The sequence below is a fragment of the Thermomonas fusca genome (assembly GCF_005862345.1).
In the GTDB taxonomy this organism is placed as follows: Bacteria; Pseudomonadota; Gammaproteobacteria; order Xanthomonadales; family Xanthomonadaceae; genus Thermomonas; species Thermomonas fusca.
This window is the reverse complement of record NZ_SROY01000002.1, coordinates 44265-68358: the sequence shown is the minus strand read 5'-3', so window position 1 is coordinate 68358 and position 24094 is coordinate 44265. Positions and strand designations below refer to the sequence as shown.

Genomic DNA, 24094 nt, shown 5'->3' with positions numbered 1-24094 from the left:
TTCAGGCCGCCGCGGTTTGCAGGTTGGGCAGCGCGGCTGGCAGGGTTTCGCGCTTCGGCACCATCAGCCAGAGCGCAACCAGCGCGGGCAGGCCGACCGCGCCGCACATCGCCACCCACAGCCAGCGTCTGCGCGGCGCAAGCTGCAGGCGCGCACTCAGCCAGATCGCGCCGAGCAAGGACGCCACGCAACCGGCCAGCGCCAGCCACAGCATGCTGCGCGGCATCGGCTGCGGCGGCGCGCGCAGCGGGTGCGGCACTGCGTACAGGTCCTGCGCGCCCAGGCACAGCGTGCGCAGCACCGGCGACAACCACCAGATGCGCGCGGTGTAGGCGGTCGGCAGGTCCTGGCCGATGTCGCGGCGCGCGATTTCGCGCACGCGGCCGCTGCCATCGACGCGCAGCACCTGCTGGAACGGATGCTGCAGTTCGCTCGACCACACGCCCCAGGTGTAGGTGAACGACACCAGGTAACCGTCGAGCAACTCGATAACGTCCATCCGCCTGAGGTTGCCCACCTTGCCCGGCATCGGCACGCGCATCAGCGGCTGCAGCAGGTCGAGTCCGTTCACCGCCTCGCGGCCGGGATAGAAATAGGCGGCGCGGTCGCTGAGCAGCAGCAGGTTGTCGCCGGCCGGCTGCGGCGGGCTGGCCATCACTTCGCCCTGCGGCAGGTGGATGCGTTCATGGATGCGCCCCTGCCCGTCGTCGTACTGATAGACGGCGTGGGCGTTGTACAGATGGTTGGCGGCAAACGGCATCGTCGGTGCCGGGAACGCGGCCTGCGCCTCACCCACCCCGAGGTCGCCGCGCGCGCGCATGTCCAGCGTGCCGTAGCCGACGAAACGCATGCTGTCGTGCTTGAACACCCATGTGATGTTGCGCTCGCCGTCAGTGAACTCCATCGGCTGCAGGTTGGTCATCTCGCCGCGGCGAGGCAGGTTGCGCAGCGGGTAATGCGTGTACACGTCGGACAGCGCGATCTGCTCGCGCCACAGTTCCGCCTCCGGGTCGCGGCTGCGCTCGATGCCCATCAGCAGGATGTCCTTGCCTTCCGCGCGATCGGCCTCGATGTAGCCGCCGTGCGGCGGCGTTGCCATGTTGAGCGGATGGGTGCCGGAGGCCGTCCAGAACAGCTCGACCCCGTAACCCAGCATCCACAGCAGGAAATACGCGCCGAGCTGCACCGGCAGCGCGGTCGCGGCGGTGGCGGCGAAGCTGCGCGGCGCGGCCACCGGATCGGGCCGGAACACGATGGCCACCAGCGCCACCAGCACCGCGAGCAGGGTGAGCTGCAACGCCAGCATCGCCACTCCCGCGGCCTGCGCGAACATCAGCAGCATCGGCAGCACCAGCACCGCGAACGAATGCCGGCGGTTGCCGATCATCGCGTAGGCGCCCGCTGCGTAGCCGATGAGCGCGATCAGCCAGCCGGCGATCGGCATCATCCAGTGGCGCAGGTCGACCACGCGCGCGGTCATGGTGTCCTGGTACAGCGCGATCAGCGCGATCGGCAGCGCGACCGCGGCGAACAGCAGCAGCGCGCCCGCCCCGCCCAGCGCACCGGCGATGCGCAGGCGATGCAGCGGGCGATGCAGCAGGCTCAGCCACTGGTTCGGCTTGCGGTAGCTGCCCATCTGGTACAGGCCGAGCAAGGTGCCGGCCACCGCATACACCATGCCGCAGACCTGGTAGACCAGCAGCGGTTGCTGGGCCGGGTCGACGATACGGGCCAGGAAGCCCAGCACGCCGGCGTGCACCAGCGCGGCCGCGAGGGCCCACAGGCGGAAGCGCAGCAGCTCGCCCTTGAAGAGATCGATCATGTTGGTGTCCTCGGGTCGTGATGCGCGTCAGGCCGCAGCCGGCGCAGCATGGTTCTTGGCAAGGAAGGCGTTGACCGCGCGGTCCAGGCTGACCGGCATCGACTGCACGTTGCGCGCGCCGGCTTCGCGCAGGAAACGTTCAAAACCATCGTCCTGGTCCAGCACCAGGTAGTGGTGCAGGCCATCGAGGCGCTGCACTTCCAGCAGTCCGGGCACGGTATGCAGTTCCGGCCCCTTGAACGGCACGTCGGCCACCCAATGGCTGACCCGCGCGGTGAATTCCTCCGGCGCCGACATGTTCTTCAGCTGCCCGCGCTCCAGGATGATCAGGTTGTCGGCAACGCGCTCGATCTCCTCCATCTGGTGCGAGCAATAGATCACCGTGCAGTCGTCGGCGGCATTGCTGTACAGCAGCGATTCCAGGAACGCGCGCTTGGCGACCACGTCCAGGCCCAGCGTCGGTTCGTCCAGCACCAGCAATTCCGGCCCTTGCGCCAATGCCAGCGCGAGGTTGAAGCCGGCCCGCTCGCCGCGCGAGAGCTGGCCGACCTTCTGCTCCGGCAGCACGTGGTAGTGGCCGATCACGCCGTCGAACGCCTGCTGGTTCCAACGCCCGTACTGGTGGCGCTGCATCCCCACCACCTGCGACACCCGCATCCAGTTCGGCAGGGTGTGTTCCTCGTTGACGAAGCCGATCCGGCTGCGGTCCTGCGGCGTGAGCGCTTGGCTGTCCTTGCCGAGGATGCGCGCATCGCCCGCGCTGGGCGGCATGAAGCCCAGCAGGATGCGGAACAACGTGGACTTGCCTGCGCCGTTGGCGCCGACGATGGCGTGGACCCGGCCGCGGGGAATCGCGAGGTCAAGCCGGTCCAGCGCCAGCTTGCGTCCGTAGCGCTTGGACAGCGCACGGGTTTCGATGATGAGGTCGTTGGGCATGTAGGCGTATCCGGATGGGCCCGCCGATCCGCGGATCGCTGTCCCCCTGCGTTGGACGCAGACGGACGGCCCCCGCGGCGGCGATGGCGGGGGTCAGGCGGTCTTGCGGGGCACCAGCAGGTCGAAGGCGTCGGCGACCCGCGCCTGCACCTCGTCGGCTGCAAAGCCCAGCGGAATCACGTCGTTGACGAAGCGGCCGACGGCGTCGTCCAGGCGGCGGTCCCGCTCGGCGTCGGACAATCGCTGGCGGGGTGCGGCAACGAACAGGCCCGTGCCCTGGCGCGATTCCAGCCAACCCTCGGTGGTCAGCTCGGCATACGCCTTGGCGACGGTATTCGGATTGATCATCAGCTGCTGGGCAAGCCCGCGGACGCTGGGCAGCTGATTGCCGTGCGTGAGCTCGCCGGTGGCGATCTTCATGCGCACGGCATCGACGATCTGGCGACCGATCGGGCGCGGATCGCCGGTGGCGACCTGGATCATCAGTGGGCTGGTTCGGGCCATGGTTGCACTGTCCTGTCTGTACTACTTGAAATAGTACAGCGCGAACAGCCAGCCGGCGTCAACCCGCCTGCGACGGAATCTTGCGGGTGGCGACGAAACCGGGGCGGATGGGCGCCAAGCTCGGCATGCGGGGCGGAACCGTACCCACGACGGCATCCTCCGCGGGCCGGGCTGACCGCAGCGGCGGGATCAGGCGTTGTGGGGTGAAGCGGCGGCCGCGGCGGTCAGCGCGGGCGGAGGCCGCGGCTACATCGTCTGGGTCGGCTGGTCCGCGTTGAGGGTGCCGGCCAGGGTGGTTTCGATCTTGCTGCGCACCGCCTCGCCTTCGGCGGTATCGGCGAACTGCACGCCGATGCCGGCGGCGCGGTTGCCCTGGGCGCCGGTGGGGGTCACCCACACCACCTTGCCGGCGACCGGCAGGCGTTCGGAGGAATCCGGCAGGGTCAGCAGCAGGAACACTTCATCGCCGATGAAATAGCGGCGCGCGGTCGGCACGAAGATGCCGCCCTGGCGGATGAAGGGCATGTAGGCGTTGTACAGCGCCGCCTTGTCCTTGATTGCCAGCGACAGGATGCCCTGCCTTGCCCCACCGGTCGGATTGCTCATTCCCCGTTCCCTGTCAGTTGCCTGTCCCAAGCCTCAGCGCCACGCCAGCAGCGCTTCCGCCACCGCAAGGTCCGCGCGCACCGTGGTGTGCAGCAGCTCGCGGGCGCGATTGGCCGCGTCGAAGCGCGCGGCCAGCGTGCGGGTTGCCGCCGGATCGGTCAAGCCCGCGGCTTCGCGCAGCGCGAACTCGGCCAGATGACACAAACGTTCCGCGGCGCGTCCGTCGGCCACCCAGCGCTGGGCGACTTCGCTGGCCTCGGCCTGCCCGCGCAGCAGCGCCTGCGCGTCCTTGACCACATCGCGGCGCAGCGCCAGACCATCGCCCGATGCCCATGCATCGGCCAGGCCGGGGTGCCCGCGGGCGGCATCCAGCGCCTCGCTGGCCAGAGCCTCCGCATGGCCGCGCTGGCGCAGCCAGTACAGTGCTTCATCGTGTGGCGGCAGCCGCAGCTCCAGCCGCTGGCAGCGGCTGCGGATGGTGGCCGGCAGCCGCGCCGGGTTGGACGCCAGCAACCACAGATAGCGGCCCGGCTGGGGCTCTTCCAGCGTTTTCAGCAGCGCGTTGAAGGCGCTCCAGTTGATCGCATCGCAGGGATCGACGATCACCACCTGCGCCCCGCCCAGCTGCGCGGTCATGCCCATTTTTTCCGACAGCACGCGGATCTGCTCGATCACGATTTCGCTGCGCGGCTTGCCGGTCTTGTGGTTGATCTCGTAGCCGAGGAAGCGCAGGTCGGGGTGCGCGCTGTGCCCCCACGGGTGCGCCGGCGTGCCGTCCGGGCGCACCTCCAGTGCTTCCATCTGCGCGCGCGAAGCGAACAGCGTGCAGCTCCTGCAGGCGCCACAGGCTTCGCCATCGGGGCGCGGCGAGGCGCACAGCACGCGCCGCGCCAGGTGTTCGGCGAGCAGGCGCTTGCCGATCAATGCCGGCCCGGTGATCAGCGTTGCATGGCCGAAGTGGCCGGCTTTGATGGCGTCGGCCGCCTGCGTGTAGGCGCGCTGCAGCCAGGGCGAGAGCGGCGGCAGGTTCATGCCAGCGCCTTGCGGTAGTCGGCCAGCACCGCTAGCGCGGCGGCGGCGACGGTGGCCGCATCAGGGCCGGCGTCGAGCACGCGGATGCGCTGCGGATGGCGTGCGGCGCGGGCGAGGAAGCCTTCGCGCACGCGCTCGAAGAAGTCGTCGCGCTCGCGCTCGATGCGGTCGGGCGAGGCGCCGCCGAGCAGGTCGCGCCCGCGGGTGCGTTCACGTGCGTGCGCCACGCCCAGATCCAGCAGCAGGGTCAGGCCGGGCTCGATGCCGACCGCGCGCCGCTCCAGTTCGGCGATGAAGCTTTCATCCATGCCGCGCGCCGCGCCCTGGTAGGCATAGCTGGAATCGGTGAAGCGATCGGACACCACCCACGCGCCGCGCGCCAGCGCCGGCAGCACCACCCGCTGCACATGCTGCGCGCGCGCCGCGAACATCAGCAGCAGCTCGGTGTGCGGATGCACCGTCTCGTCGCCGGCGTCCAGCAGCAGGCCGCGGATGCGCTCGGCCAGCGGCGTGCCGCCCGGCTCGCGGGTGCACACCACTTCGCAACCATCGGCAAGCAGCGCATCGCGCAGCGCGGACAGCACGGTGCTCTTGCCCGCGCCCTCGCCGCCTTCGATGGTCAGCAGGCGCGGCTTCGATTGCAACATCGTCACTTCGTCGTGGCTCCTTCACGCTCGGCCTGGCGCTGCGCGCGGTAGCGCTGCACGTAGCCGCGCACCGCGCTGTTGTGCGCGTCCAGCGATGCGCTGAAGACGTGCCGCCCGCTGCCGTCGCCCACCGCGACGAAATACAGCGCATCGCCCGCCGCCGGCTGCGTGGCCGCCTGCAGCGCCGCCTTGCCGGGCATGGCGATGGGCGTCGGCGGCAGGCCATCGCGGGTGTAGGTGTTGTAGGGCGTATCGGTGGTCAGGTCGCTGCGGCGGATGTTGCCGGCGTAGCTGGAGCCCATGCCGTAGATCACGGTGGGATCGGTCTGCAGGCGCATGCCGGTCTTCAGCCGGCGCACGAACACGCCGGCGATGGCCGGCCGCTCCTCGGCGATCCCGGTTTCCTTCTCGACGATCGAGGCCAGCGTCAGCGCCTGGTCGCGGTTGTCCAGCGGCAGGTCCGGTGTGCGCGATTTCCACGCTGCATCCAGCGCCTTGTCCATGCCGGCGTAGGCGCGCTTGAGGATGTCGAGGTCGGAATCGCCGCGCACCCAGGCATAGGTCTCGGGCAGGAAGCGGCCCTCCGGATGCTGGCCGGCGTGGCCCAGCGCCGCCATCAGCGCGGCGTCATCCATCTGCGTGGTGTTCTGCTCCAGCAGCGGCGCCTTGCGCAGCGCCGCGCGCAGATCGCGGATGTTCCAGCCTTCGATGATGGTGAACATGCGCCGCACCACCTTGCCGTCGCGCATGGCCTGCAGCAGCGCGCGCGGCGAGGTGTCCTCGCGCAGCGCGTATTCGCCCACCTGCAGCCGGCCGGCGGCACCGGTCTGGCGCGCCAGCAGCTGCCAGTACAGGCGGTCGCCGGTGCCCACGCCCTGCGCCTGCAGCTTGCGCAGCACCTTGTCGAGGTTGTCGCCGCGCGCGACCACCAGCCCGGCGTTCGCCTGGATGCCGGACAGCGGCGCTTCGGCAAAGGTGCGGAAGCGATCCCAGTACCACGCCGCCACCGCCAACACGGCCAGCAGCAGGATCGGCAGCGGCCGACGCGCCTTCATGCGCCCACCGCGGGATTGGAAAACATCGGATAGGCCATCGCCAGTCGCGCCTGCAGTTCGGTCAGCGCCGGGTGCGCCGCCCAGTTGCGCGCGCCCAGCAGGGAGACCGGCAGGATACCGCGCACGGCGTTGCAGAGCGCCAGTGCGTCGGCGTCCTCCACCTCGCCTGGCGTCAGTTCGGCCTCCTCCACCAGTCCCTGCGCCAGCAGCCAGCCGCGCAGCACCCCGGCCACGCCGCAGCGGACAACCGGGGGTGTCAGCCAGCGGCCATTGCGATGCGCCAGCAGGTTGGCGGCGGTGGCAGAGACCACGCGGCCTTCGCTGTCCCGCATCAGTCCTTCGTCGCAGCCGGCGCGCTCGACCTCGCCGCGCGCCAGCACCTGTTCCAGCCGGTTGCAGTGCTTGATGCCGGCCAGCGCCGGCTGGATCGCCAGCCGCATGTCGCAGACATGCAGGCGCAGGCCGGCGTTGGCCATCGGCGGCAGCGGATGCAGCGCCACTGTCCAAGCCGGTTGCGCATCGACCGGCGGCGCATAGCCGCGGCCACCGTCGCCGCGGGTGAGCAGCAGCTTGAGCACGCCGGCATCGGCGCCATCGATCATCTCGGCGATGCGTGCTTCGATGAAAGCCGGATCGGGCAAGCCGATGCCCAGCCGCCGCGCGCCTTCGCGCAGCCGCGCGAGATGGCGCGGCCACAGCGGCAGTTCGCCGCCATGCACGCGCATGGTTTCGAACACGCCGTCGCCGTAGGCAAGACCGCGATTGGAAATGGACAACTCAGTCGATCGAGTTACGCCGGAAAAAATCATTTTTTCTCCCAGCTGCCAGCACAAGTTGCAAGCGGATGCCATGGGCCTTGGCGCACCAAGCGAGTATCGGGGAGCGACTGCGCCAAGGGCCATGGCATCCGCCGCTCGATCACTCGCATCCCAGTGCCCTCAACATTCCCCGCGCCTTCGCCCGCGTCTCCTCCAGCTCGCGCTGCGGATCCGAGTCGATCACGATGCCGGCGCCGGTGCGGAAGCGCAGGGTGTCGCCCTCCACTTCGGCGCTGCGGATCAGGATGTTCAGGTCCATGTCGCCATCGTGCCCCAGCCAGCCCATCGCGCCGGTATAGGCACCGCGGCCGACGCCTTCCAGCTCGGCCACGATCTGCATGCAGCGCACCTTCGGACAACCGGTGATCGTGCCGCCGGGGAACAGCGCGGCCAGCGCCTGCCCCGGCGTCACCTCCGCGCGCAGCTGCCCACGCACGTTGCTGACGATGTGGTGGACGTGCGCGTAGCTTTCCACCGTCATCAGCTCGTCCACCTGCACGCTGCCCGGCGCGCACACCCGGCCGAGGTCGTTGCGCTCCAGGTCCAGCAGCATGACGTGCTCGGCGCGCTCCTTCGGATGGCCCACCAGCTCGCGGATGCGCGCGGCATCGTCGTCGCCGGGAAAACGCGCACGAGTGCCGGCGATCGGGCGGGTTTCGGCAACGCCCGCGCGTACCGACAGCAGCCGCTCCGGCGAAGCGCTGACCACGCTGCCCCAGGCGCTGCGGAACAGCCCCGCGAACGGCGCGGGATTGTGCTGGCGCAGGCGCTGGAACAGCGCAGCCGGGTCGAGCGCGCCGTCGAACCTCGCCTTCCAGCCGCGCGAGAGGTTGGCCTGGAACACATCGCCGGCGGCGAGGTAGTCCAGCACCCGCGCCACGCCATCGAGATAGCGCTGCGGTTCGTCTTCGTCGATACGCCTCGGCGGCGCCCACGCCGGCAGCGGCGCCAGCGCGCGCGCGCGCTCGATGTCTTCCGCAAGGCGCAGCCGCCATGCATCGGAGTCGGCTTCCGCACAAACGCGAAGCTCACCGCTGCCGCGATCGCGCAACACCACCGCCGGGCAGCGCAGCGCGATGGCCACCGGCAGGCCACCTTCCGCCTGCGGCAACGCCAGCACCGGCTCCACCTGCGCAGCCAACTCGTATCCCAGCAGCAGCGCCCAGCCGCCGGCCAGCGGCAGACCGGGGCCGGTCGCGGCCGCCTGCCATTGGCGGTCGAGCACGTCGAAGAAACCGCCTGCCAGCGCCTCGCCCGACAGCGTGCGCACCACCCCATCGCGATGCAGGGCGAAGCCCTCGCCAGCGTGGGCCAGCAGCAGGTCGCGGCGACCGTGCGCGCCGGTGGCGCTGGATTCCAGCAGCACCGGGTAGCGCGCCGGAGCGAGCCGGTGCAGGTCAAGCAGGTCGATGTCGGCGGGAAGGGTTGGTTCGATCATCGGCAAGAACACCCCTCCCCGGCCCTCCCCTGCTACCCAAGGGAGGGAGCAAGTTTCAGACCCGCTTGAACACCAGCGTGCCGTTGGTGCCGCCGAAACCGAAGCCGTTGGATACCGCCACGTCGATCTTCGCTTCGCGCGCCACGTTCGGCACGTAGTCAAGATCACAGCCTTCGCCCGGGTTTTCCAGGTTGATGGTGGGCGGGATGATGCCGGTCTGCAGCGCCTTGATCGAATAGATCGCCTCCACGCCGCCGGCCGCGCCGAGCAGGTGGCCGGTCATCGACTTGGTCGAACTCACCATCGTCTTGTACGCATGCTCGCCCAGCGCGCGTTTGATCGCCAGCGTTTCGGCCAGGTCGCCCAGCGGCGTGCTGGTGCCGTGCGCGTTGAGGTAGCCGATCTGGTCGGGATTGATGCCGGCGTCGCGGAACGCCATCGCCATGCAGCGCGCCGGGCCTTCGCCGTTCTCGCTGGGCGCGGTCATGTGGAAGGCATCGGACGATGCACCGAACCCGACCAGCTCGCAGTAGATGCGCGCGCCGCGGGCCTTGGCGTGTTCGTACTCCTCCAGCACCAGGATGCCGGCGCCGTCGCCCAGCACGAAGCCGTCGCGTTCGGCATCCCACGGCCGCGAGGCGCGGGTGGGATCGTCGTTGCGGGTACTCATCGCCTTCATCGCGCAGAAGCCGCCCATCGCGGTCGGCGAGCTGCCGCGTTCGGCGCCGCCGGCGAACATCACGTCGGCATCGCCGTACTGGATCATCCGCATCGCCATGCCGATGCTGTGGTTGGCTGTGGCGCAGGCGGACACGGCCGAGAACGTCGGCCCCTTGATCCCGGTCGCCAGCGACAGCTGGCCCGGCATCATGTTGATGATGGTGCTGGGGATGTAGAACGGGCTGATCTTGCGGACCCCGCCCTCGTGCAGCTTGATCGCGGTTTCCTCGATGCCCCAGATGCCGCCGATGCCGGCACCGATCAGCGCGCCGATGCGCTCGGCGTTGGCCTCGGTCACTTCCAGCCCGGCATCGTCCTTCGCCATCAGCGAAGCGGCCATGCCGTAGTGGATGAAGTGGTCCATCTTCTTGGCGTCCTTCGGGTTCACCCAGCGGGTGATGTCGAAGTCGCGCACCTCGCCCGCGATGCGGGTGGGATAGGTGCTGGCGTCGAAGCCTTCCACCATGCCGATGCCCGAACGGCCGTTGACGATGCCGTCCCAGTTGCTGGCCAGGTCGTTGCCCAGCGGCGAGACGATGCCCATGCCCGTGACCACCACGCGTCGCTTGCCCATCGTCGCCTCCTCCACGCTTTTCGTTACGTTCGGTGCAAATACAGGGGGCCGCATGCGCGGCCCCCGGGGTACAGCTGGCGGACGCCGGGCTTACGCCTTGACGTGGGCCTTGATGTAGTCGATCGCAGCCTGCACGGTGCTGATCTTTTCCGCGTCTTCATCCGGGATTTCGCACTCGAACTCTTCCTCGAGCGCCATCACCAGCTCCACGGTGTCCAGCGAATCCGCGCCCAGGTCGTCCACGAACGACGCGCTGTTGGTGACGTCTTCTTCCTTGACGCCCAGTTGTTCGACGACGATCTTCTTGACGCGCTCTTCGATGTTGCTCATGTGGGTTGCTCCTCCCGGAAATCGGGTCGTTCAGTGGTGAAGTGTACGGGAAACCCGGGCGACATGAGGACAGGCCGCCCGGCGGTAAATCACGGCATGTACATGCCGCCGTTGACGTGCAGGGTCTCGCCGGTGATGTAGGTCGCCGACGGCCCCGCGAGGAAAGCCACCGCGCGGGCGATGTCGGCCGGTTCGCCCAAACGGCCCAATGCGATCTGGCCCAGCATCGCCTCCTTCGCGGCCTCCGGCAGGTCGGCGGTCATGTCGGTGGCGATGAAGCCCGGCGCAACCACGTTGACGGTGATCCCGCGCGAGCCGATTTCTTTCGCCAGCGACTTGCTGAACGCGATGATGCCGGCCTTGGCCGCGGCGTAGTTGGCCTGGCCGGCATTGCCGGTGACGCCGATCACCGAAGCGATGTTGACGATGCGGCCCTTGCGCGCCTTCATCATCCCGCGCAGCACCGCCTTCGACGCGCGATAGACGGACGTCAGGTTGGTGTCGAGGACGGCCTGCCAGTCCTCGTCCTTCATCCGCATCAGCAGGTTGTCGCGGGTGATGCCGGCGTTGTTGACCAGGATCGAGATGGCGCCGAATTCGCTGGACACGGCCTCCACCAGCGCTTCGATGGCGCCGGCTTCGTTCACGTTGAGGCGACGGCCGTGGCCTCCGCGCGCGGCCAGCCGCTCGCCGATCGCCTGCGCGCCGGCGTCGCTGGTGGCGGTGCCGATGACGGTGGCGCCCAGCGCCGCCAGTTCATTCGCAATCGCCGCGCCGATCCCGCGCGATGCGCCGGTGACCAGCGCGACTTCACCTTGCAGCAACAACTCGCTCATGCCTTCCATTCCTCGATGGCGCCGGCGAACTCGGCCGGCGTGCCCAACGCGCGTGCGTCGAGCGATTTGTCGATGCGCTTGGCCAGCCCGGCCAGCACCTTGCCTGGGCCGCATTCGCCGATGCGGACGACGCCGCGCGCGGCCAGCGCCTGCATGCAGCCGGTCCACTGCACCGGCAGGTATAGCTGGCGCACCAGCGCGTCACGGATCGCATCGACGCTGCCGTGCGCACGTGCATCCACGTTCTGCACCACCGGCAACGCCGGCAGCTTCCATTCCAGCCCGGCCATGGTCTGCGCCAGCCGGTTGGCCGCTTCGCGCATCATCGGCGTATGCGACGGCACGCTGACCGCCAGCTTGACCGTCTTGCGCACGCCCTTTTCCTGCAGCAGCGCCAGCGCGCGGTCCACCGCCGCGGCATCGCCGCCGATCACGATCTGGCCGGGCGAGTTGTAGTTGGCCGGCACCACCACCTGCGCACCGGAGGCCTCCGCGCAGACCGCTTCCACCAGCGCATCCTCGGCGCCCAGCACCGCCGCCATCGCGCCGGTGCCGGCGGGCGCTGCGTCCTGCATCAGCTGGCCGCGAATGCGCACCAGATGCGCACCGTCGTGCAGCGACAGCGCGCCGGCCGCGACCAGCGCGGTGTATTCGCCCAGACTGTGGCCTGCCAGCACCGACGGCATCGGCCCGCCCTGCTCGTTCCACAGCCGCCACACCGCCACGCCCGCGGCCAGGAGCGCCGGCTGGGTGTACTCGGTGCGATTGAGCATTTCCTCCGGTCCGCCCTGCGACAGCGCCCACAGGTCCACGCCGGCGCCATCGGAGGCCTCCTGGAACGTGGCCTTCACGGAAGGATGCAGCTCGGCCAGTTCGGCCAGCATGCCGACCGCCTGCGATCCCTGACCGGGAAACACCAGCGCGACCGGATTGGATTGGATGGCTTCGCTCACGCTATGCAAACCGTGCAGATGTGGCGCAGGACGTAGCCCTGCGTTGGGGCGGGCATGATACGAGCAATTGCTCTAGCCTGTCTGTACCGGGGCGTATTGGCGGGCCGGATGCGTGTCCGGCGGCGCGGACTCAGTAGCGCAGCAGCGCCGAGCCCCAGGTGAAGCCGCCGCCGAACGCTTCCAGCAGCACCAGCTGGCCGCGCTGCACCCGGCCCGAACGCACCGCCTCGTCCAGCGCCAGCGGCACCGAGCCGGACGAGGTGTTGCCGTGGCGGTCGACGGTGACGATGACGCGGTCCATCGGCATCGCCAGCCGCTTGGCGGTGGCTTCGATGATCCGCAGATTGGCCTGGTGCGGCACCAGCCAGTCCAGCTCGGTGCGGTCCAGCCCGTTGGCTTGCAGCGCTTCCTCGACTACCGAGTCCAGTGCCTTCACCGCGTGCTTGAACACCTCGTTGCCGGCCATCATCACCCGCACGCCGGCGTTCTCTTCCTCCGGCTTGAAGCCGACCGACACGCCGACCGGGTTCCACAACAGTTCCGCCTTGCTGCCGTCGGCATGCATGTGGGTGCTGAGGATGCCGGTGTCGGTGTCGGTCTTGAGCACCACCGCGCCGGCGCCGTCGCCGAACAGCACGCAGGTGCCGCGGTCGTTCCAGTCCAGCATCCGGGTCAGGGTTTCGGCGCCGATCACCAGCGCGGTCTTGGCCGCGCCCGAACGGATGAACTTGTCGGCGATGGTGAGCCCGTAGATGAAGCCCGAGCAGGCCGCGTTGACGTCGAAGGCCGGGCAGCCGGCCACGCCCAGCTTGTGCTGGATCAGGCAGGCGGTGGACGGGAAGATCAGGTCAGGGGTGGTGGTGCCGACCACGATCAGGTCGAGCTCGTCCGCGCGGACGCCGGCCGCCTCCAGCGCGCGCAGCGCGGCCTGGTAACCGAGGTCGCTGGTGGTCTGGCCTTCCGCCGCCACGTGGCGCTCGCGGATGCCGGTGCGGGCGGCGATCCACTCGTCGCTGGTGTCCACCATCTTCGCCAGGTCGTCGTTGGTCAGGACCTTCTCGGGCAGGTAGCTGCCGGTGCCGGCGATGCGGGCGTAGATGCGGCTTTCGGTCTGGCTCATGCGGACGGCAACTCCCCTGATCAAGCGGACAAGATTAGCCGATGCGGGGCGCGGGCGCGGCCGAAGCCACCGCCGCGGCCGCCGCCATCGGGATTGCGGGCGCAGAAACGCCAACGGCCGCGCCATGAGGCGCGGCCGGGCGTGGTGCGTCGTGGCGCCGGCCTTGCGGCCGACGGATCACTCTTCGTCAGCCACCTTGGTCTTCGGCACGATGACCTGCTTGCCGCGGTAGTAGCCGTCGGCGGTCACGTGGTGGCGCAGGTGGGTCTCGCCGCTGGTCGGATCGGTGGCCAGCTGCTTGGCGGACAGGGCGTCGTGGGCGCGGCGCATGCCGCGGCGGGACGGGGAAACGCGGGACTTCTGGACAGCCATCGGACAACTCCAAGAAAAACGTATGTGACGCGCGATGCGGCGATTATCGCACTATTCCTTCTTCCACCCGGACAACGCCGCGAACGGGTTGGCCTGGGCGGTTTCCTCCACGGTGGGCGCGAAGTCGCGCTCGACCGTCTCGGCATCGGGCGAGACCGGCACCACCGGCAACGCCAGAATCAATTCGTCCTCGACCAGCTCGGCCGGCCGCAGCATGCCGTCGGCGGGCACCAGCAGCGGATCGTAATCCGGCGGCAGGGCCGCTTCGTCGGCCTCGTCACGGATCAAGCCCAGCCGCTGCACCAGCCGCACCGGCTGCACGAACCGCTGCAGGCTGCGCTGGCATTCCAGCGGCAGTTCCGCATCGATCCGCAGCTCGACGTGGGGCACCTTCAGGCTGTCGGTATCGAAGGCCAGCATGTAGCGGACCTCGCCTTCGGCATCGACCAGACTGCCGCGCAGCCGCGTCATCGCCGCCAGCGGAATCCTGCCTTCGAACTCGCGCCGCGCCGCCACCATGCGCCAGGCATCCAAGACTTCTGGCACCCGGCTTGTCGGCTGTTCGGACATAAGCCGCAAAATGCTACGCGTCGCCCCGACCGCTGTCAAATCCATCCGCGCGCGGGCCGCAGCAGCATCCTCGCCGGTTTGCGGGCCCGGGCGGGCTCGCGCAGACTGCGCCGATGGAAATCCTGCTGCCATTGCTCTTCCTCGCGCTCGCTGGCTGCGCGTCCTGGCTGGCGCTGCGCCTGCGCCGCGGCAGCCGTGGCCGCCAACAGGCGATCTCGCAACTGCTGGACGCGGCCGATGCGCTGGAGTCGCGCCTGCGGGCGGCGCGCGCAGAGATCGAGGCGGTGGCCGGCAGCGACGAGAACCCGGTGCGCACGGCCATGCAGGAGCTGCTGCGGCAGCGGCTGTGGCTGCAGGAAAACGCCGAGCGCGCCAGCCTGGAGCAGCTGCACGGCGTGCGCGATGCGCTGGACGCCGCCCGCGCCAGCATCGAGCGGCAGCTGCAGCAGGTCGATCGCGCCCGCGCCGGGACAGCCTGACCGATGCCGCAGCTGACCCTCGCCTCGACCTCGCGCTATCGCCGCGAACTGCTGGAACGGCTGCGCCTGCCGTTCGCGGTGGCCCGCCCGGAGGTGGAGGAAACCGCCCTGCCCGGCGAAACCCCGCTGGCGCTGGCCACGCGTCTGGCCAAAGCCAAGGCGCAGGCGGTGGCGCGCACCCTGGCCGGCGACGGCTGGGCGCTGGGCTCGGATCAGGTCGCCGACCTCGACGGCCGGCCGCTGGGCAAGCCGGGCGGCCGCGATGGCGCGATCGCCCAGCTGCGGGCGATGTCCGGTGGGGTGGTGCGCTTCCATACCGCGCTGTGCCTGGCCCATCCCGATGGCCGCGCGCTGGCCGCCATCGATCTCACCGGGGTGCGTTTCCGCGCGTTGGCCGACGCCGAAATCGAACGCTACGTGGATGCCGAGCAGCCGTTCGACTGCGCCGGCAGTTTCAAGTCGGAAGGCCTGGGCATCTGCCTGTTCGAGTCCATCGACAACCGCGACCCGACCGCTTTGATCGGCCTGCCGCTGATCGCCACCTGCACGCTGCTGCGGCAGGCGGGTTTCACCCTGCCCTGAGTGGACGCGGGCACCGTCAGTCGGCGTCGGCGCGGCCGAACGGGGCGAAACCCCATTGCCGCAGCAGCGCCAGCCGCTGCCGCGCGGCGGCGGCGCGGTCGCCGTAGGCCTGCGCCAGCAGCGCGTCGTCCAGCTGCGGCCAATCCGCGCGGATCTGCGCGGCGACCGCGACCGCGCGCTGGTGCGTGGTCCGGGCCTTCTTCGCCAGATGCGCGCCATTCACCGCCGCGAACAGCAGCGTGACAATCAACAGCGGTCGCACCCAGCGCCAGGCCGTCGCGACATCGCGCCAGGCCAGCACCATCAAGCCCAGCCAGCCGATCCAGAACAGCAGCGCGAAGCTGGCATAACGGGTCACGAAAGCGTGGTCCGTGCCGAAGTTGCCGACGCGCCCCAGCGCCGTGAACAGGGCGCAGCCCAACGCAAACGCCATCAGCGCCAGCCACGGCCGCGCCTGCGCCTGCCGGCGGCAGCGCACGGCGGCGGGAATCGCCAGCACCAGGGCCAACAACGTCCACCACGGCGCGATGTTTTCGGCGAACCGCAGCACCCCGCCGCCAAGGTAGTTGAGCGCGTACAGCGCCAGCGCACCGGCGCCGGGCAGCGCCACCGGCTCGCCGCGCGCCGCCAGCAGCCATGCCACCAGGGCGCCGCCGGCCAGCAGCCATGGCAGCGCGAAGGTCAGGCGTCGCAGCCACGACCATTCGCTACGCAACACCACCAGCGCCAGCGCCACCGGGAACACCGCCAGGGTGGTGGAAAACCCCAGCACGCCAATAACCGCCAGCACCACGCCGGCAAGGTTCAACGCCTGCGTGGGCCGCTCCAGCGTCAGCCAGTGGATCGGCGCCACCGCGCCCAGCAGGCTGATGAACACCGCCACCTGCCAACCCCACTGCAGGTTGGCGAGATGGCCCGGATGCGCGATCAGCAGCAGCATCGCCCCCCACCAACCGCGCGCCACCTTCCGCTCGCGCCAACCGTTGCCGACCAGCCGCCACAGCGTCCACGCCAGCAGCGCGTAGAACCCCCAACCGGCCACGCAGTCCAGCCACGGCCGCCCACCCGACAGCCAGGTGGTGGCCAGCAGCACCGCATAGGCCGCGGAATGGAAATGGCTTCCGTCGTGGATGCGCCAGAACTGCGAAGCGGCAAGCGCACCGCGCCGCCATGCGTCGTAGATCGGCACCAGGTCGATGTGGTCCCACAGCATCAGCGGCAGCTGCAGCTGCAGGGTGGCGGCCAGCAGCAGGCACAGCGCCAGCGGCAGCGCGACGACGGGAAGCGGGGAAACGCGGGAAGCGGTGTGCATCGTCGCGCTCAGCGCAGCTGCACGGGTTGTTCGGGGCCGTCCTCGACCGCGCCGTCGCTGCCGGTCACGCGCAGGCCCAGCCAGTGCGTCCCGGCCGGCAGCGCGCGCACGTCCACCTCGGCGGTGAACTGCACCTGCGGCACGGCCGGATCAAGCGAGCGGCCCTGCAGGAAGTCGTCGACCACCCATGGGTTGGCGCCGGCGCGTTGCGCCGTGGCCACCACCCGCCCATCCAGCAGTACTTCCACCCTGCGCACGCCGGCCACGTCCTTGGCCGCCCAGGCCGACACCTTGAACCGCCGCTCCACCCGCGCGCCGGCTGCAGGCGCATCGATATTGGCGAGCGCCGGCGTCACGCACGCCCCGTCGCCGCGCCGTGCCGGCAATGCGAACAGCAGGAAGCGCTGGCGGCCATGGTCGATGTTCAGCACACGTGGCGGCGGCAGCGGGCCGACCTGTTCGCACAGCCGCTGGAAATACGCCAGCTCCTCACGGAACTTCACGTCGGTGGCGGCGACCACCAGCAGCATCGGCGCATCGCGGGCACCGTCGTGCTGCAACCCCCACAGCGCCAGCTGCGGCGCGCGGCCGTGGTGGTGGTTGAGCGGATGGTCGAGCACGGCGATGCGCGGGTCGGCGAGCAGGAATCCGAGTTCGGCGCCGATCTTGAAATCGCCGGCCAGCAACCGCGTGCCGGCCGGCATGGCGGCGCGTTCGCCGCGCACCGCCTCCGCCAGCGCGCCCCAGCCGGCAAAATTGGCCGGATACAGGCGATGTCCCGCGGTCTGCTCGCGCCACGCCGGCACCGAGGCCATGAGGAAGAAGCCCAGCACCAGCCCCAGCCCCGCCGCCGCGGTAGCCAGCGTGGCGATGCGCCAGCCGCGTGGCCAGCCGGTCAGCACCGCCGGCAGCAGCGGCAGCAACGCGACGAAGCCGGGCAGCGGCCAGTGGAAGCTGACCCGCTCGCGATCGGCGAAGAATCCCAGCAGCAGGAAACCCAGCACGATGCCGCTGCCGCACAGCGCCAGATAGCGCGCGGCGGGTCGCGACTCGCGCAGGCCGCGCCAAGCGGCCAACGCCATCGCCGCCAGCAGCAGCGGCGTGGCCGGCAGGAGCTGCAGCAGGCCAAGCACGAAGCCATCGCCGCCGAACCGCCACGGATGCCGCTCGACCAGCTGGAACTGCAGGCCGGCATCGGCATTGCGCAGGTTCCACAGCAGCAACGGCAGCCAGGCCAGCGCGCCGATCGCAACCGCCACCCACAGCGCGCGATGCCGCAGCGCGTGACGCCCGTCGCGCAGCATCAACAACCCGACAAACCCCACCGCGATCACCGCGACGAAGCGGTAATGGGTCAACCCGCCGAGCAGCAGGCCCAGCGCCAGTTCGCCCGCCCCCAGGACATCGACCCGGCGCAGCAGCCGCAATCCGGCGTCGAGGCAGAGCAGCGTGGCCAGCAGCATCGGCACGTCCGGCAGCGCCAGCAGGCCCAGGCTGCCAGCCAGCGGCAGCAGCAGGGCGAGCAGTCCGGCCTGCCAGCCGCTGTTCGCACCGAATTCGCGCGCGGCCATCCGCACCACCAGCCACGGCAGCGCCGCGCCGATCAGCAGGAACGGCAGCCGCAGGCCCAGCGCATGCTGGCCGAACACCTCCACGCCCAGCCGCGCCAGCCACGCGGTCAGCGCCGGCAGGTCGGAATAGGCCCAGGCCGGATGCTGGCCCTCCTGCCAGTAGAAGGCCTCATCGACGAACAGCGGCAGCCGCACCGCCAGCGCCAGCTTGAGCACGCACAGCAGCAGCCAGCCGGCGATGAACCCGCGCCGCGCCGCCGCGCTTCCCGCATCCTGCATTCCCGGCGTCCTCGCTACACTCGTTGCCACTTCCGAGAACCGATGCCCAACGACATGTCCGCGATCCCGGTACCGGCGCAGATGCTAACCGATGAGCTGCAGCAGGCCCTGCGCGACGCGCAGGCGCAGGTGAACACGCTGGTGCTGGGCAAACCGGTGCAGGTGCGGCTGGCCTTCGTCGCCCTGCTGGCGGGCGGCCACCTGCTGATCGAGGACCTGCCCGGGCTCGGCAAGACCACCCTGGCGCATGCGCTGGCGGCCACGCTGGGGCTGGATTTCAGCCGCGTGCAGTTCACCTCCGACCTGCTGCCCTCCGACATCCTCGGCGTATCGGTGTACGAGGCACAGGCACGCCGCTTCGAGTTCCATCCCGGCCCGGTATTCACCCACGTGCTGCTGGCCGACGAGATCAACCGCGCGCCGCCGCGCACCCAGAGCGCGCTGCTGGAGGCGATGGCCGAACACCAGGTCAGCATCGACGGCCAGACCCGCGCCCTGCCCGATCCGTTCCTGGTCATCGCCACCCAGAACCCGGTCGACCTGTCCGGCACCTACCCGCTGCCGGATTCGCAGCTGGACCGCTTCCTGCTGCGTCTGGCGCTGGGTTATCCCGATGCCGCAGCAGAACGCGCGCTGCTGGCCGGCAGCGACCGCCGCGAGTTGATCGCGAACGTCGCCCCGGTGCTGGACGCGCCGCGCATCCTCGCCCTGCGCCGGGCGGTGCCGCAGGTGCATGCCGCCGAGCCGCTGCTGGACTACGTGCAGGCGCTGATCGCGCGCAGCCGCCAGCAGCCCGGCGTGCGGGTGGGCCTGTCCCCGCGGGCCGGGCTGGCGCTGCTGCGCGCGGCGCGCGCGCATGCGCTGCTGCTGGGCCGCGGCCACGTGGTGCCCGAGGATGTGCAGGCGCTGTTCCCGGCGGTGGCCGAGCACCGGCTGGTGGCGGATGCGGACACCCCGGCTGCCAGCCTGGCCAAGGCGATCCTGCACGCGGTCGCGGTGGACTGAGGTGATCGCCGCGCTGCGCAGGCGCATGCGGTCGTGGATGCGCCCGCGCGCGCCGGAAACGCTGCCGGCGCAGCTCACGCGCCACCGCATCTACGTGCTGCCCACCGCCAGCGGGCTGTTCTTCGGCCTGCTGCTGGGGGCGATGCTGCTGGGCGCACTCAACTTCAACAACAACCCGGCGCTGCTGCTGGCGCTGCTGCTGGCCGGTGCAGCGCAGGCCAGCCTGATTGCGGCGCATATGCAATTGTCCGGGCTGCGGGTGGAAGCGGTGGCGGCCGAACCGGTGGCGGCCGGCGAGGACCTGCACCTGCGGATTGCCCTGGGCGCCGCCGATGCGCGCCAACGTCGCGGCTTGCGGGTATCGGCAGGTGGCCAGGCCACCCACGTTGCGCTCGACGCCAGCGGCGCCTCCGCCGAACTGCGCCTGGCCACCACGCATCGCGGCCTGCTGCCTTTGCCGCGGCTGGAATTGTCCAGCGTGCAGCCGCTGGGGCTGGCGCGCGCCTGGGGCTATGCCTGGCCGGCGCAATCGCTGTTGGTGTACCCGGCGCCGGAAACCCAGGCGCCAGCGCTGCCGATTCCGGCGGGCGGGCAGGACCATGCGCAGGTCACCCGTGCGGGCGACGAACCGCATCACCTGCGCGGCTATCGCCCGGGCGATCCGCCGCGCACGGTGGCGTGGAAGGCTTCGGCCCGCCACGACAGCCTGCTGGTACGCGACTACGAACAGCAGCGCGGCGGCGAACTGCTGCTGGACTGGCAGCAGACCGCCGGCCTGCCCTACGAGCAGCGCATCCGCCGGCTGGCGCGCTGGGTCGACGATGCCGAGCGCGACGGCCGCCTTTACGGCCTGCAGCTGCCGGCGCAGCCGCCCATCGCCAGCGACCGCGGGCCGCCGCACCGGCACCGCTGCCTGCGCGCGCTGGCGCTGCTGCCGCATGACCCGCCGGCGTCGGAGCCTGCGCATGGCTGAGCACGCATCGCCGCCGATGACGCCACGCGCCCGCATGCAGGTGCTGCTGGCGGCCGCCGCCTGCCTGCTGCCGCTGCTGCTGCAGCTGCCGGCGTGGCTGGGGCCGGCCTTCGGCATCGGCGCGCTGGCGGTGGCCGCGGCTTCGTGGCGGCGGCCGATGCCGGCGCTGCTGCGGCTGCTGCTCAGCGCCTGCGCGCTGCTGGCGGTGGCGGTGGTGGCGCCGGGCATCGGCCGCGACACCGCCTGCGCGGTGCTGGCGGCGATGCTGGCGCTCAAGCCGGCCGAAACCTTCAGCCTGCGCGACGGCCGCAGCCTGGTTGGCTTCGGCCTGTTCGCACCGTTCGCCACCTTCCTGCTCGATCAAGGTCCGGCCAGTCTGGCGCTGGCGCTGCTGGCGGTGCTGCTGGCGCTGCTGGCGCTGCAGCAGCTAGCCGCGGACGAGGGCGAAGTCGCGCAGCCCGCCGGGCGCGGCGCTGCGGCCTTCGGCGTGCTGCGCCTGTTCGCGCTCGGGCTGCCGCTGGCGCTGGCGGCGTTCTGGCTGTTCCCGCGCCTGCCCTCGCCACTGTGGGGGCTGCCGCACCGCAGCGTCGCCACGCCGGGCCTGTCCGACACGATGACCCCCGGCAGCATGGGCGAGCTGCTGCTGGACGACAGCCCGGCCGCCCGCGTGCAGTTCTTCGGTGCCACCCCCGCGCCGCAGCAGATGTATTGGCGCGGGCCGGTGCTGTGGGATTTCGATGGCCGCAGCTGGCGGCAGGCGCGCGACCTGCAGCGCTTCCCGGTGGCGCCGATGCAGCCGGCCGGCGCGGGCTGGGACTACCGCATCGACATCGAGCCCACCGAGGATCGCCAGCTGGTTGCGCTGGACCTGCCCACCCTGCTGCCGGACGGCGCCTACGCCAGCCGCGACTACACGCCGTGGGCGGAAACCGCGCAGTACAACGTGTCGCGCTGGCGCATGCATTCGGCGCCGCCGGCCGCGTTCGAGACCGAACTCCCGCCGCCGCTGCGCGCGCGCGCACTGGCGCTGCCGCGGGGCTACAACCCGCGCACAGTCGCGCTGGGCCGGCAGTGGCGGCGCGAAGCCGGCAGCGACGCGCAGGGCCGCAGCGACGCCGCCCTCATCGGCCGCGCGCTGGCGATGATCCGCCGCGACTTCGCCTACACCCTCGAGGTGCCGCTGGCCGGCCGCAACGAGGTCGACGACTTCCTGTTCGACCGCAGGGAAGGCTATTGCGAGCACTTCAGCTCCGCATTCGTGGTGCTGATGCGCGCCGCCGGTATTCCCGCGCGGGTGGTCACCGGCTATGCCGGCGCCTATCGCAATCCCATCGGCGACTACTGGCTGGTGCGCAAGTCCGACGCACACGCGTGGGCCGAAGTCTGGCTGCCGGCGCGCGGCTGGGTGCGCGTGGATCCCACCGCCGCGGTCGCGCCCGAGCGCGTCTACGACACCATCGCCGACCGCCAGCCGGGCCGCATCGCCGGGCTCGACGCGCTGGTGCCGATGTTCAACGCAGGCGACTGGATGCGCCGCGGCTGGAACGACTTCGTGCTGGGCTTCAACGCGCAGCGCCAGCAAAGCCTGCTCAAGCCGCTGGGGCTGGACCGGCTGGGCGCGGGTGCACTGGTCGCGCTGTTCGCCGCCATCGCCGCGCTGGCACTGGTGTGGATGGCCTGGCTGATCGCCCGCGGCGAACGCCAGCGCGACCCGCTGCTGCGCGCCTGGCATGCGCTGGAGGCACGCTACCGCAGGCTCGGCCGCGGCCGCGCGACGCACGAACCGGCGCTGGCCTGGGCCACGCGGGTGGCGGCGGACAGCCCCCGCGCCGGCCAGCACCTGGCCACGCTGGCCGCGCGCTTCAACCAGGCGCGCTATGCGCCGGCGGGGAACCGCGCGGCACTGCAGGCGCTGCTGCGCGACCTGCGCGTGCATCGCCCCTGAGGCACGGCGGGCCGGGCCAGCCCGTCGAAATCATGCCGACCGCTGATCGAGATGCACCGGCCGCCACTTCCGCGTGCGCGCCTGGATGAAGGCGCGACGGTCGCCCCCCTACTTCTGCGGCGTACCGAAACGCCCCAGCGGCGCCCCGGCCAGCAGATGCAGGTGGATCTGGAACACCGTCTGGCCACCGTCGCCATTGCAGTTCATCACGATCCGGTAGCCATCCGCGGCGAAGCCCTGCGCCTTTGCATAGCGCGCCGCGGCAGTAGCGAGCCGGCCGATCACCACCGCATCTCCTTCGGGTACGTCATTGAGCGTGGCGAAATCCCGCTTCGGCACGAACAGCACGTGTACCGGCGCCTGCGGCGCGATGTCGCGGAACGCGATCAGCTGTTCGTCCTCGAACACGATGTCGGCGGGAATTTCGCGGCGGATGATCTTGTGGAACAGGGTGTCGGACATGGCGGGCTCCTGTCGGAATTACCGTGCATTGTAGGAGCGCAGCACAGGCCCGATGCCCCTTGTCGATCCACACGCAACGCAACGCGCGCTGCGTTGCTACGGAATTTCGCTGCGGCTGCCGAACGCGTGCGACAGGGTGCCGCGGTCCACGTATTCCAGCTCGCCGCCCAGCGGCACGCCGTGCGCCAGCCGGCTGGGCGCAACCCCGCGCGCGCGCGCCAGCTGCGCCAGATAGTGCGCGGTCGCCTCGCCCTCCACGGTGGGGTTGGTGGCGACGATCAGTTCGCGCACCCCGCCTTCTTCCAGTCGCTGCGCCAGCAGGTCGAGCCCCAGCTCGCGCGGGCCGATGCCGTCAAGCGGACTCAACCGCCCCTGCAGCACGAAATACAGGCCGCGAAAGCCGGTGGCCTGCTCGATCGCCAGCCGATCCGCCGGGGTTTCCACCACGCACAGCAGTTGCGCATCACGCGCGCTGCTGGCGCAGGTCGGGCAGACTTCGGTCTCGCTGAAATCGCGGCAGCGGCTGCAGTGGCGAATCCGCTCCATCGCTTCGGCCAGCGCATCGGCCAGCCGCCGGCCGCCGTCGCGCTGGCGCTCCAGCAGGTGGTAGGCCATCCGCTGCGCGGACTTCTGGCCAACGCCCGGCAGCACGCGCAGGGCGTCGATGAGGTGTTCGAGCAGGGAGGCGGTCATGGGTCAGAGACCTGGTTGCGCACATGGATGTGCGCACGTGGCGCACGCAGGGCGACGCGCAAGCGGGCGAAAACCATGTTTTTCGCCCGCGTTGCGAATGCGGCGGCAGGATGCCCCGTCATTCGCAAACTCAGAACGGCAGCTTGAAGCCCGGCGGCAGCTGCATGCCGGCGGTGGCGCCGGCCATCTTTTCCTGCGAGGCGGCATTGATCTTGTTGACCGCGTCGTTGAAGGCGGCGGCCACCAGGTCCTCGGCCATTTCCGGGTCGGTGAACACGGTCGGGTCGATGCGCACCTTGCGGCAGTCCATGCGCCCGCCGAGGGTCACGCTGACCATGCCGCCGCCGGCGCTGCCGGTGGCTTCCAGCGCCGCCACCTCTTCCTGCGCGCGCGCCATGTTTTCCTGCATCTGCTGCGCCTGCTGCATCAGCTGGGCGATGTTTCCACGCATGTCGTTCTT

26 protein-coding genes are annotated in these 24094 nt (G+C 70.6%); 5 read left to right on the top strand and 21 right to left on the bottom strand.

Annotated features, from left to right (window positions below; translation table 11 throughout):
- Window position 1: 1 nt before the first annotated feature.
- From E5S66_RS04590 to E5S66_RS04515, 16 genes are all read right to left on the bottom strand, one after another.
- A complete protein-coding gene (locus E5S66_RS04590) occupies window positions 2-1822 on the bottom strand; it encodes a hypothetical protein (RefSeq protein WP_138347954.1) in 1821 nt (606 codons plus the stop codon).
- A gap of 27 nt (window positions 1823-1849) precedes the next feature.
- The gene (locus E5S66_RS04585; protein ID WP_138347953.1) at window positions 1850-2758 is read right to left on the bottom strand and encodes an ABC transporter ATP-binding protein; all 909 of its coding nucleotides are present in this window, start codon (window positions 2756-2758) and stop codon (window positions 1850-1852) included.
- Between the two features lie 93 nt (window positions 2759-2851).
- Window positions 2852-3262, bottom strand: coding sequence for a GntR family transcriptional regulator (locus E5S66_RS04580; RefSeq protein WP_028838450.1), 411 nt, complete (start codon window positions 3260-3262; stop codon window positions 2852-2854).
- A 246-nt stretch (window positions 3263-3508) separates the two neighbouring features.
- Window positions 3509-3868, bottom strand: coding sequence for a PilZ domain-containing protein (locus tag E5S66_RS04575; protein WP_138347951.1), 360 nt, complete (start codon window positions 3866-3868; stop codon window positions 3509-3511).
- Window positions 3869-3901: 33 nt separating this feature from the next.
- Window positions 3902-4900: a DNA polymerase III subunit delta' gene (locus E5S66_RS04570; RefSeq protein ID WP_138347949.1), complete on the bottom strand. Its 999-nt coding sequence runs from the start codon at window positions 4898-4900 to the stop codon at window positions 3902-3904.
- Entirely contained in the window at window positions 4897-5547 is a 651-nt protein-coding gene (tmk, locus tag E5S66_RS04565; protein ID WP_138348678.1) for a dTMP kinase, read from the bottom strand. Before tmk ends, E5S66_RS04570 begins: the two co-directional genes overlap by 4 nt.
- A 2-nt stretch (window positions 5548-5549) precedes the next feature.
- Window positions 5550-6602: an endolytic transglycosylase MltG gene (mltG, locus tag E5S66_RS04560; RefSeq protein WP_138347947.1), complete on the bottom strand. Its 1053-nt coding sequence runs from the start codon at window positions 6600-6602 to the stop codon at window positions 5550-5552.
- Entirely contained in the window at window positions 6599-7378 is a 780-nt protein-coding gene (gene pabC / locus E5S66_RS04555) for an aminodeoxychorismate lyase (RefSeq protein WP_212745320.1), read from the bottom strand. The genes mltG and pabC overlap by 4 nt, the downstream gene beginning before the upstream one ends.
- A gap of 142 nt (window positions 7379-7520) precedes the next feature.
- A complete protein-coding gene (locus E5S66_RS04550) occupies window positions 7521-8858 on the bottom strand; it encodes an aminodeoxychorismate synthase component I (protein WP_138347944.1) in 1338 nt (445 codons plus the stop codon).
- Window positions 8859-8913: 55 nt separating this feature from the next.
- Window positions 8914-10152, bottom strand: a complete 1239-nt coding sequence (fabF, locus tag E5S66_RS04545) for a beta-ketoacyl-ACP synthase II (RefSeq protein WP_138347942.1) — start codon at window positions 10150-10152, stop codon at window positions 8914-8916.
- Between the two features lie 90 nt (window positions 10153-10242).
- The gene (gene acpP, locus E5S66_RS04540; protein ID WP_028838444.1) at window positions 10243-10482 is read right to left on the bottom strand and encodes an acyl carrier protein; all 240 of its coding nucleotides are present in this window, start codon (window positions 10480-10482) and stop codon (window positions 10243-10245) included.
- A gap of 89 nt (window positions 10483-10571) precedes the next feature.
- Complete coding sequence (gene fabG / locus E5S66_RS04535; RefSeq protein WP_138347940.1) at window positions 10572-11318, bottom strand: 3-oxoacyl-ACP reductase FabG; 747 nt, start codon at window positions 11316-11318, stop codon at window positions 10572-10574.
- Window positions 11315-12271 carry an ACP S-malonyltransferase gene (gene fabD, locus E5S66_RS04530; protein WP_425472163.1) on the bottom strand — a complete coding sequence of 319 codons (957 nt, stop codon included), beginning with the start codon at window positions 12269-12271 and terminating at the stop codon, window positions 11315-11317. Before fabD ends, fabG begins: the two co-directional genes overlap by 4 nt.
- 130 nt (window positions 12272-12401) lie before the next feature.
- A complete protein-coding gene (locus E5S66_RS04525; RefSeq protein WP_138347938.1) occupies window positions 12402-13391 on the bottom strand; it encodes a beta-ketoacyl-ACP synthase III in 990 nt (329 codons plus the stop codon).
- A gap of 177 nt (window positions 13392-13568) precedes the next feature.
- Window positions 13569-13763 (bottom strand): 50S ribosomal protein L32, encoded by a 195-nt coding sequence (gene rpmF, locus E5S66_RS04520; protein WP_028838440.1) that lies wholly within the window; start codon window positions 13761-13763, stop codon window positions 13569-13571.
- Window positions 13764-13814: 51 nt separating this feature from the next.
- Window positions 13815-14333: a YceD family protein gene (locus tag E5S66_RS04515; protein WP_171033475.1), complete on the bottom strand. Its 519-nt coding sequence runs from the start codon at window positions 14331-14333 to the stop codon at window positions 13815-13817.
- 113 nt (window positions 14334-14446) lie between these two features.
- On the opposite strand from E5S66_RS04515, the gene E5S66_RS04510 reads away from it, so the two are divergent.
- Both E5S66_RS04510 and E5S66_RS04505 read left to right on the top strand, forming a co-directional pair.
- Window positions 14447-14812 (top strand): hypothetical protein, encoded by a 366-nt coding sequence (locus E5S66_RS04510; RefSeq protein WP_028838438.1) that lies wholly within the window; start codon window positions 14447-14449, stop codon window positions 14810-14812.
- A gap of 3 nt (window positions 14813-14815) precedes the next feature.
- The gene (locus E5S66_RS04505) at window positions 14816-15394 is read left to right on the top strand and encodes a Maf family protein (RefSeq protein ID WP_138347935.1); all 579 of its coding nucleotides are present in this window, start codon (window positions 14816-14818) and stop codon (window positions 15392-15394) included.
- Between the two features lie 16 nt (window positions 15395-15410).
- Here E5S66_RS04505 and E5S66_RS04500 read toward each other — a convergent pair whose 3' ends face one another.
- Window positions 15411-16706: a hypothetical protein gene (locus tag E5S66_RS04500; RefSeq protein ID WP_138347933.1), complete on the bottom strand. Its 1296-nt coding sequence runs from the start codon at window positions 16704-16706 to the stop codon at window positions 15411-15413.
- 8 nt (window positions 16707-16714) lie between these two features.
- Window positions 16715-18556, bottom strand: a complete 1842-nt coding sequence (locus E5S66_RS04495; protein ID WP_138347931.1) for a glycosyltransferase family 39 protein — start codon at window positions 18554-18556, stop codon at window positions 16715-16717.
- Window positions 18557-18610: 54 nt separating this feature from the next.
- Here E5S66_RS04495 and E5S66_RS04490 point away from each other — a divergent pair, with 54 nt between their 5' ends.
- Genes E5S66_RS04490 through E5S66_RS04480 form a run of 3 tightly spaced genes read left to right on the top strand, consistent with a single transcriptional unit; the run spans window position 18611 to window position 22479 of the window.
- Complete coding sequence (locus E5S66_RS04490) at window positions 18611-19561, top strand: AAA family ATPase (RefSeq protein ID WP_138348676.1); 951 nt, start codon at window positions 18611-18613, stop codon at window positions 19559-19561.
- A gap of 25 nt (window positions 19562-19586) precedes the next feature.
- Window positions 19587-20534, top strand: a complete 948-nt coding sequence (locus tag E5S66_RS04485; RefSeq protein WP_138347929.1) for a DUF58 domain-containing protein — start codon at window positions 19587-19589, stop codon at window positions 20532-20534.
- Window positions 20527-22479: a transglutaminase TgpA family protein gene (locus E5S66_RS04480; protein WP_138347927.1), complete on the top strand. Its 1953-nt coding sequence runs from the start codon at window positions 20527-20529 to the stop codon at window positions 22477-22479. Before E5S66_RS04485 ends, E5S66_RS04480 begins: the two co-directional genes overlap by 8 nt.
- Window positions 22480-22587: 108 nt before the next feature.
- On the opposite strand, the gene E5S66_RS04475 is transcribed toward E5S66_RS04480, so the two are convergent.
- From E5S66_RS04475 to E5S66_RS04465, 3 genes are all read right to left on the bottom strand, one after another.
- Window positions 22588-22941 (bottom strand): histidine triad nucleotide-binding protein, encoded by a 354-nt coding sequence (locus tag E5S66_RS04475; RefSeq protein ID WP_138347925.1) that lies wholly within the window; start codon window positions 22939-22941, stop codon window positions 22588-22590.
- Between the two features lie 96 nt (window positions 22942-23037).
- On the bottom strand, window positions 23038-23634 hold the full coding sequence (recR, locus tag E5S66_RS04470; protein ID WP_138347923.1) for a recombination mediator RecR: 597 nt from the start codon (window positions 23632-23634) through the stop codon (window positions 23038-23040).
- Window positions 23635-23764: 130 nt separating this feature from the next.
- Window positions 23765-24085, bottom strand: coding sequence for a YbaB/EbfC family nucleoid-associated protein (locus E5S66_RS04465; RefSeq protein WP_138347921.1), 321 nt, complete (start codon window positions 24083-24085; stop codon window positions 23765-23767).
- Between the last annotated feature and the right edge of the window lie 9 nt (window positions 24086-24094).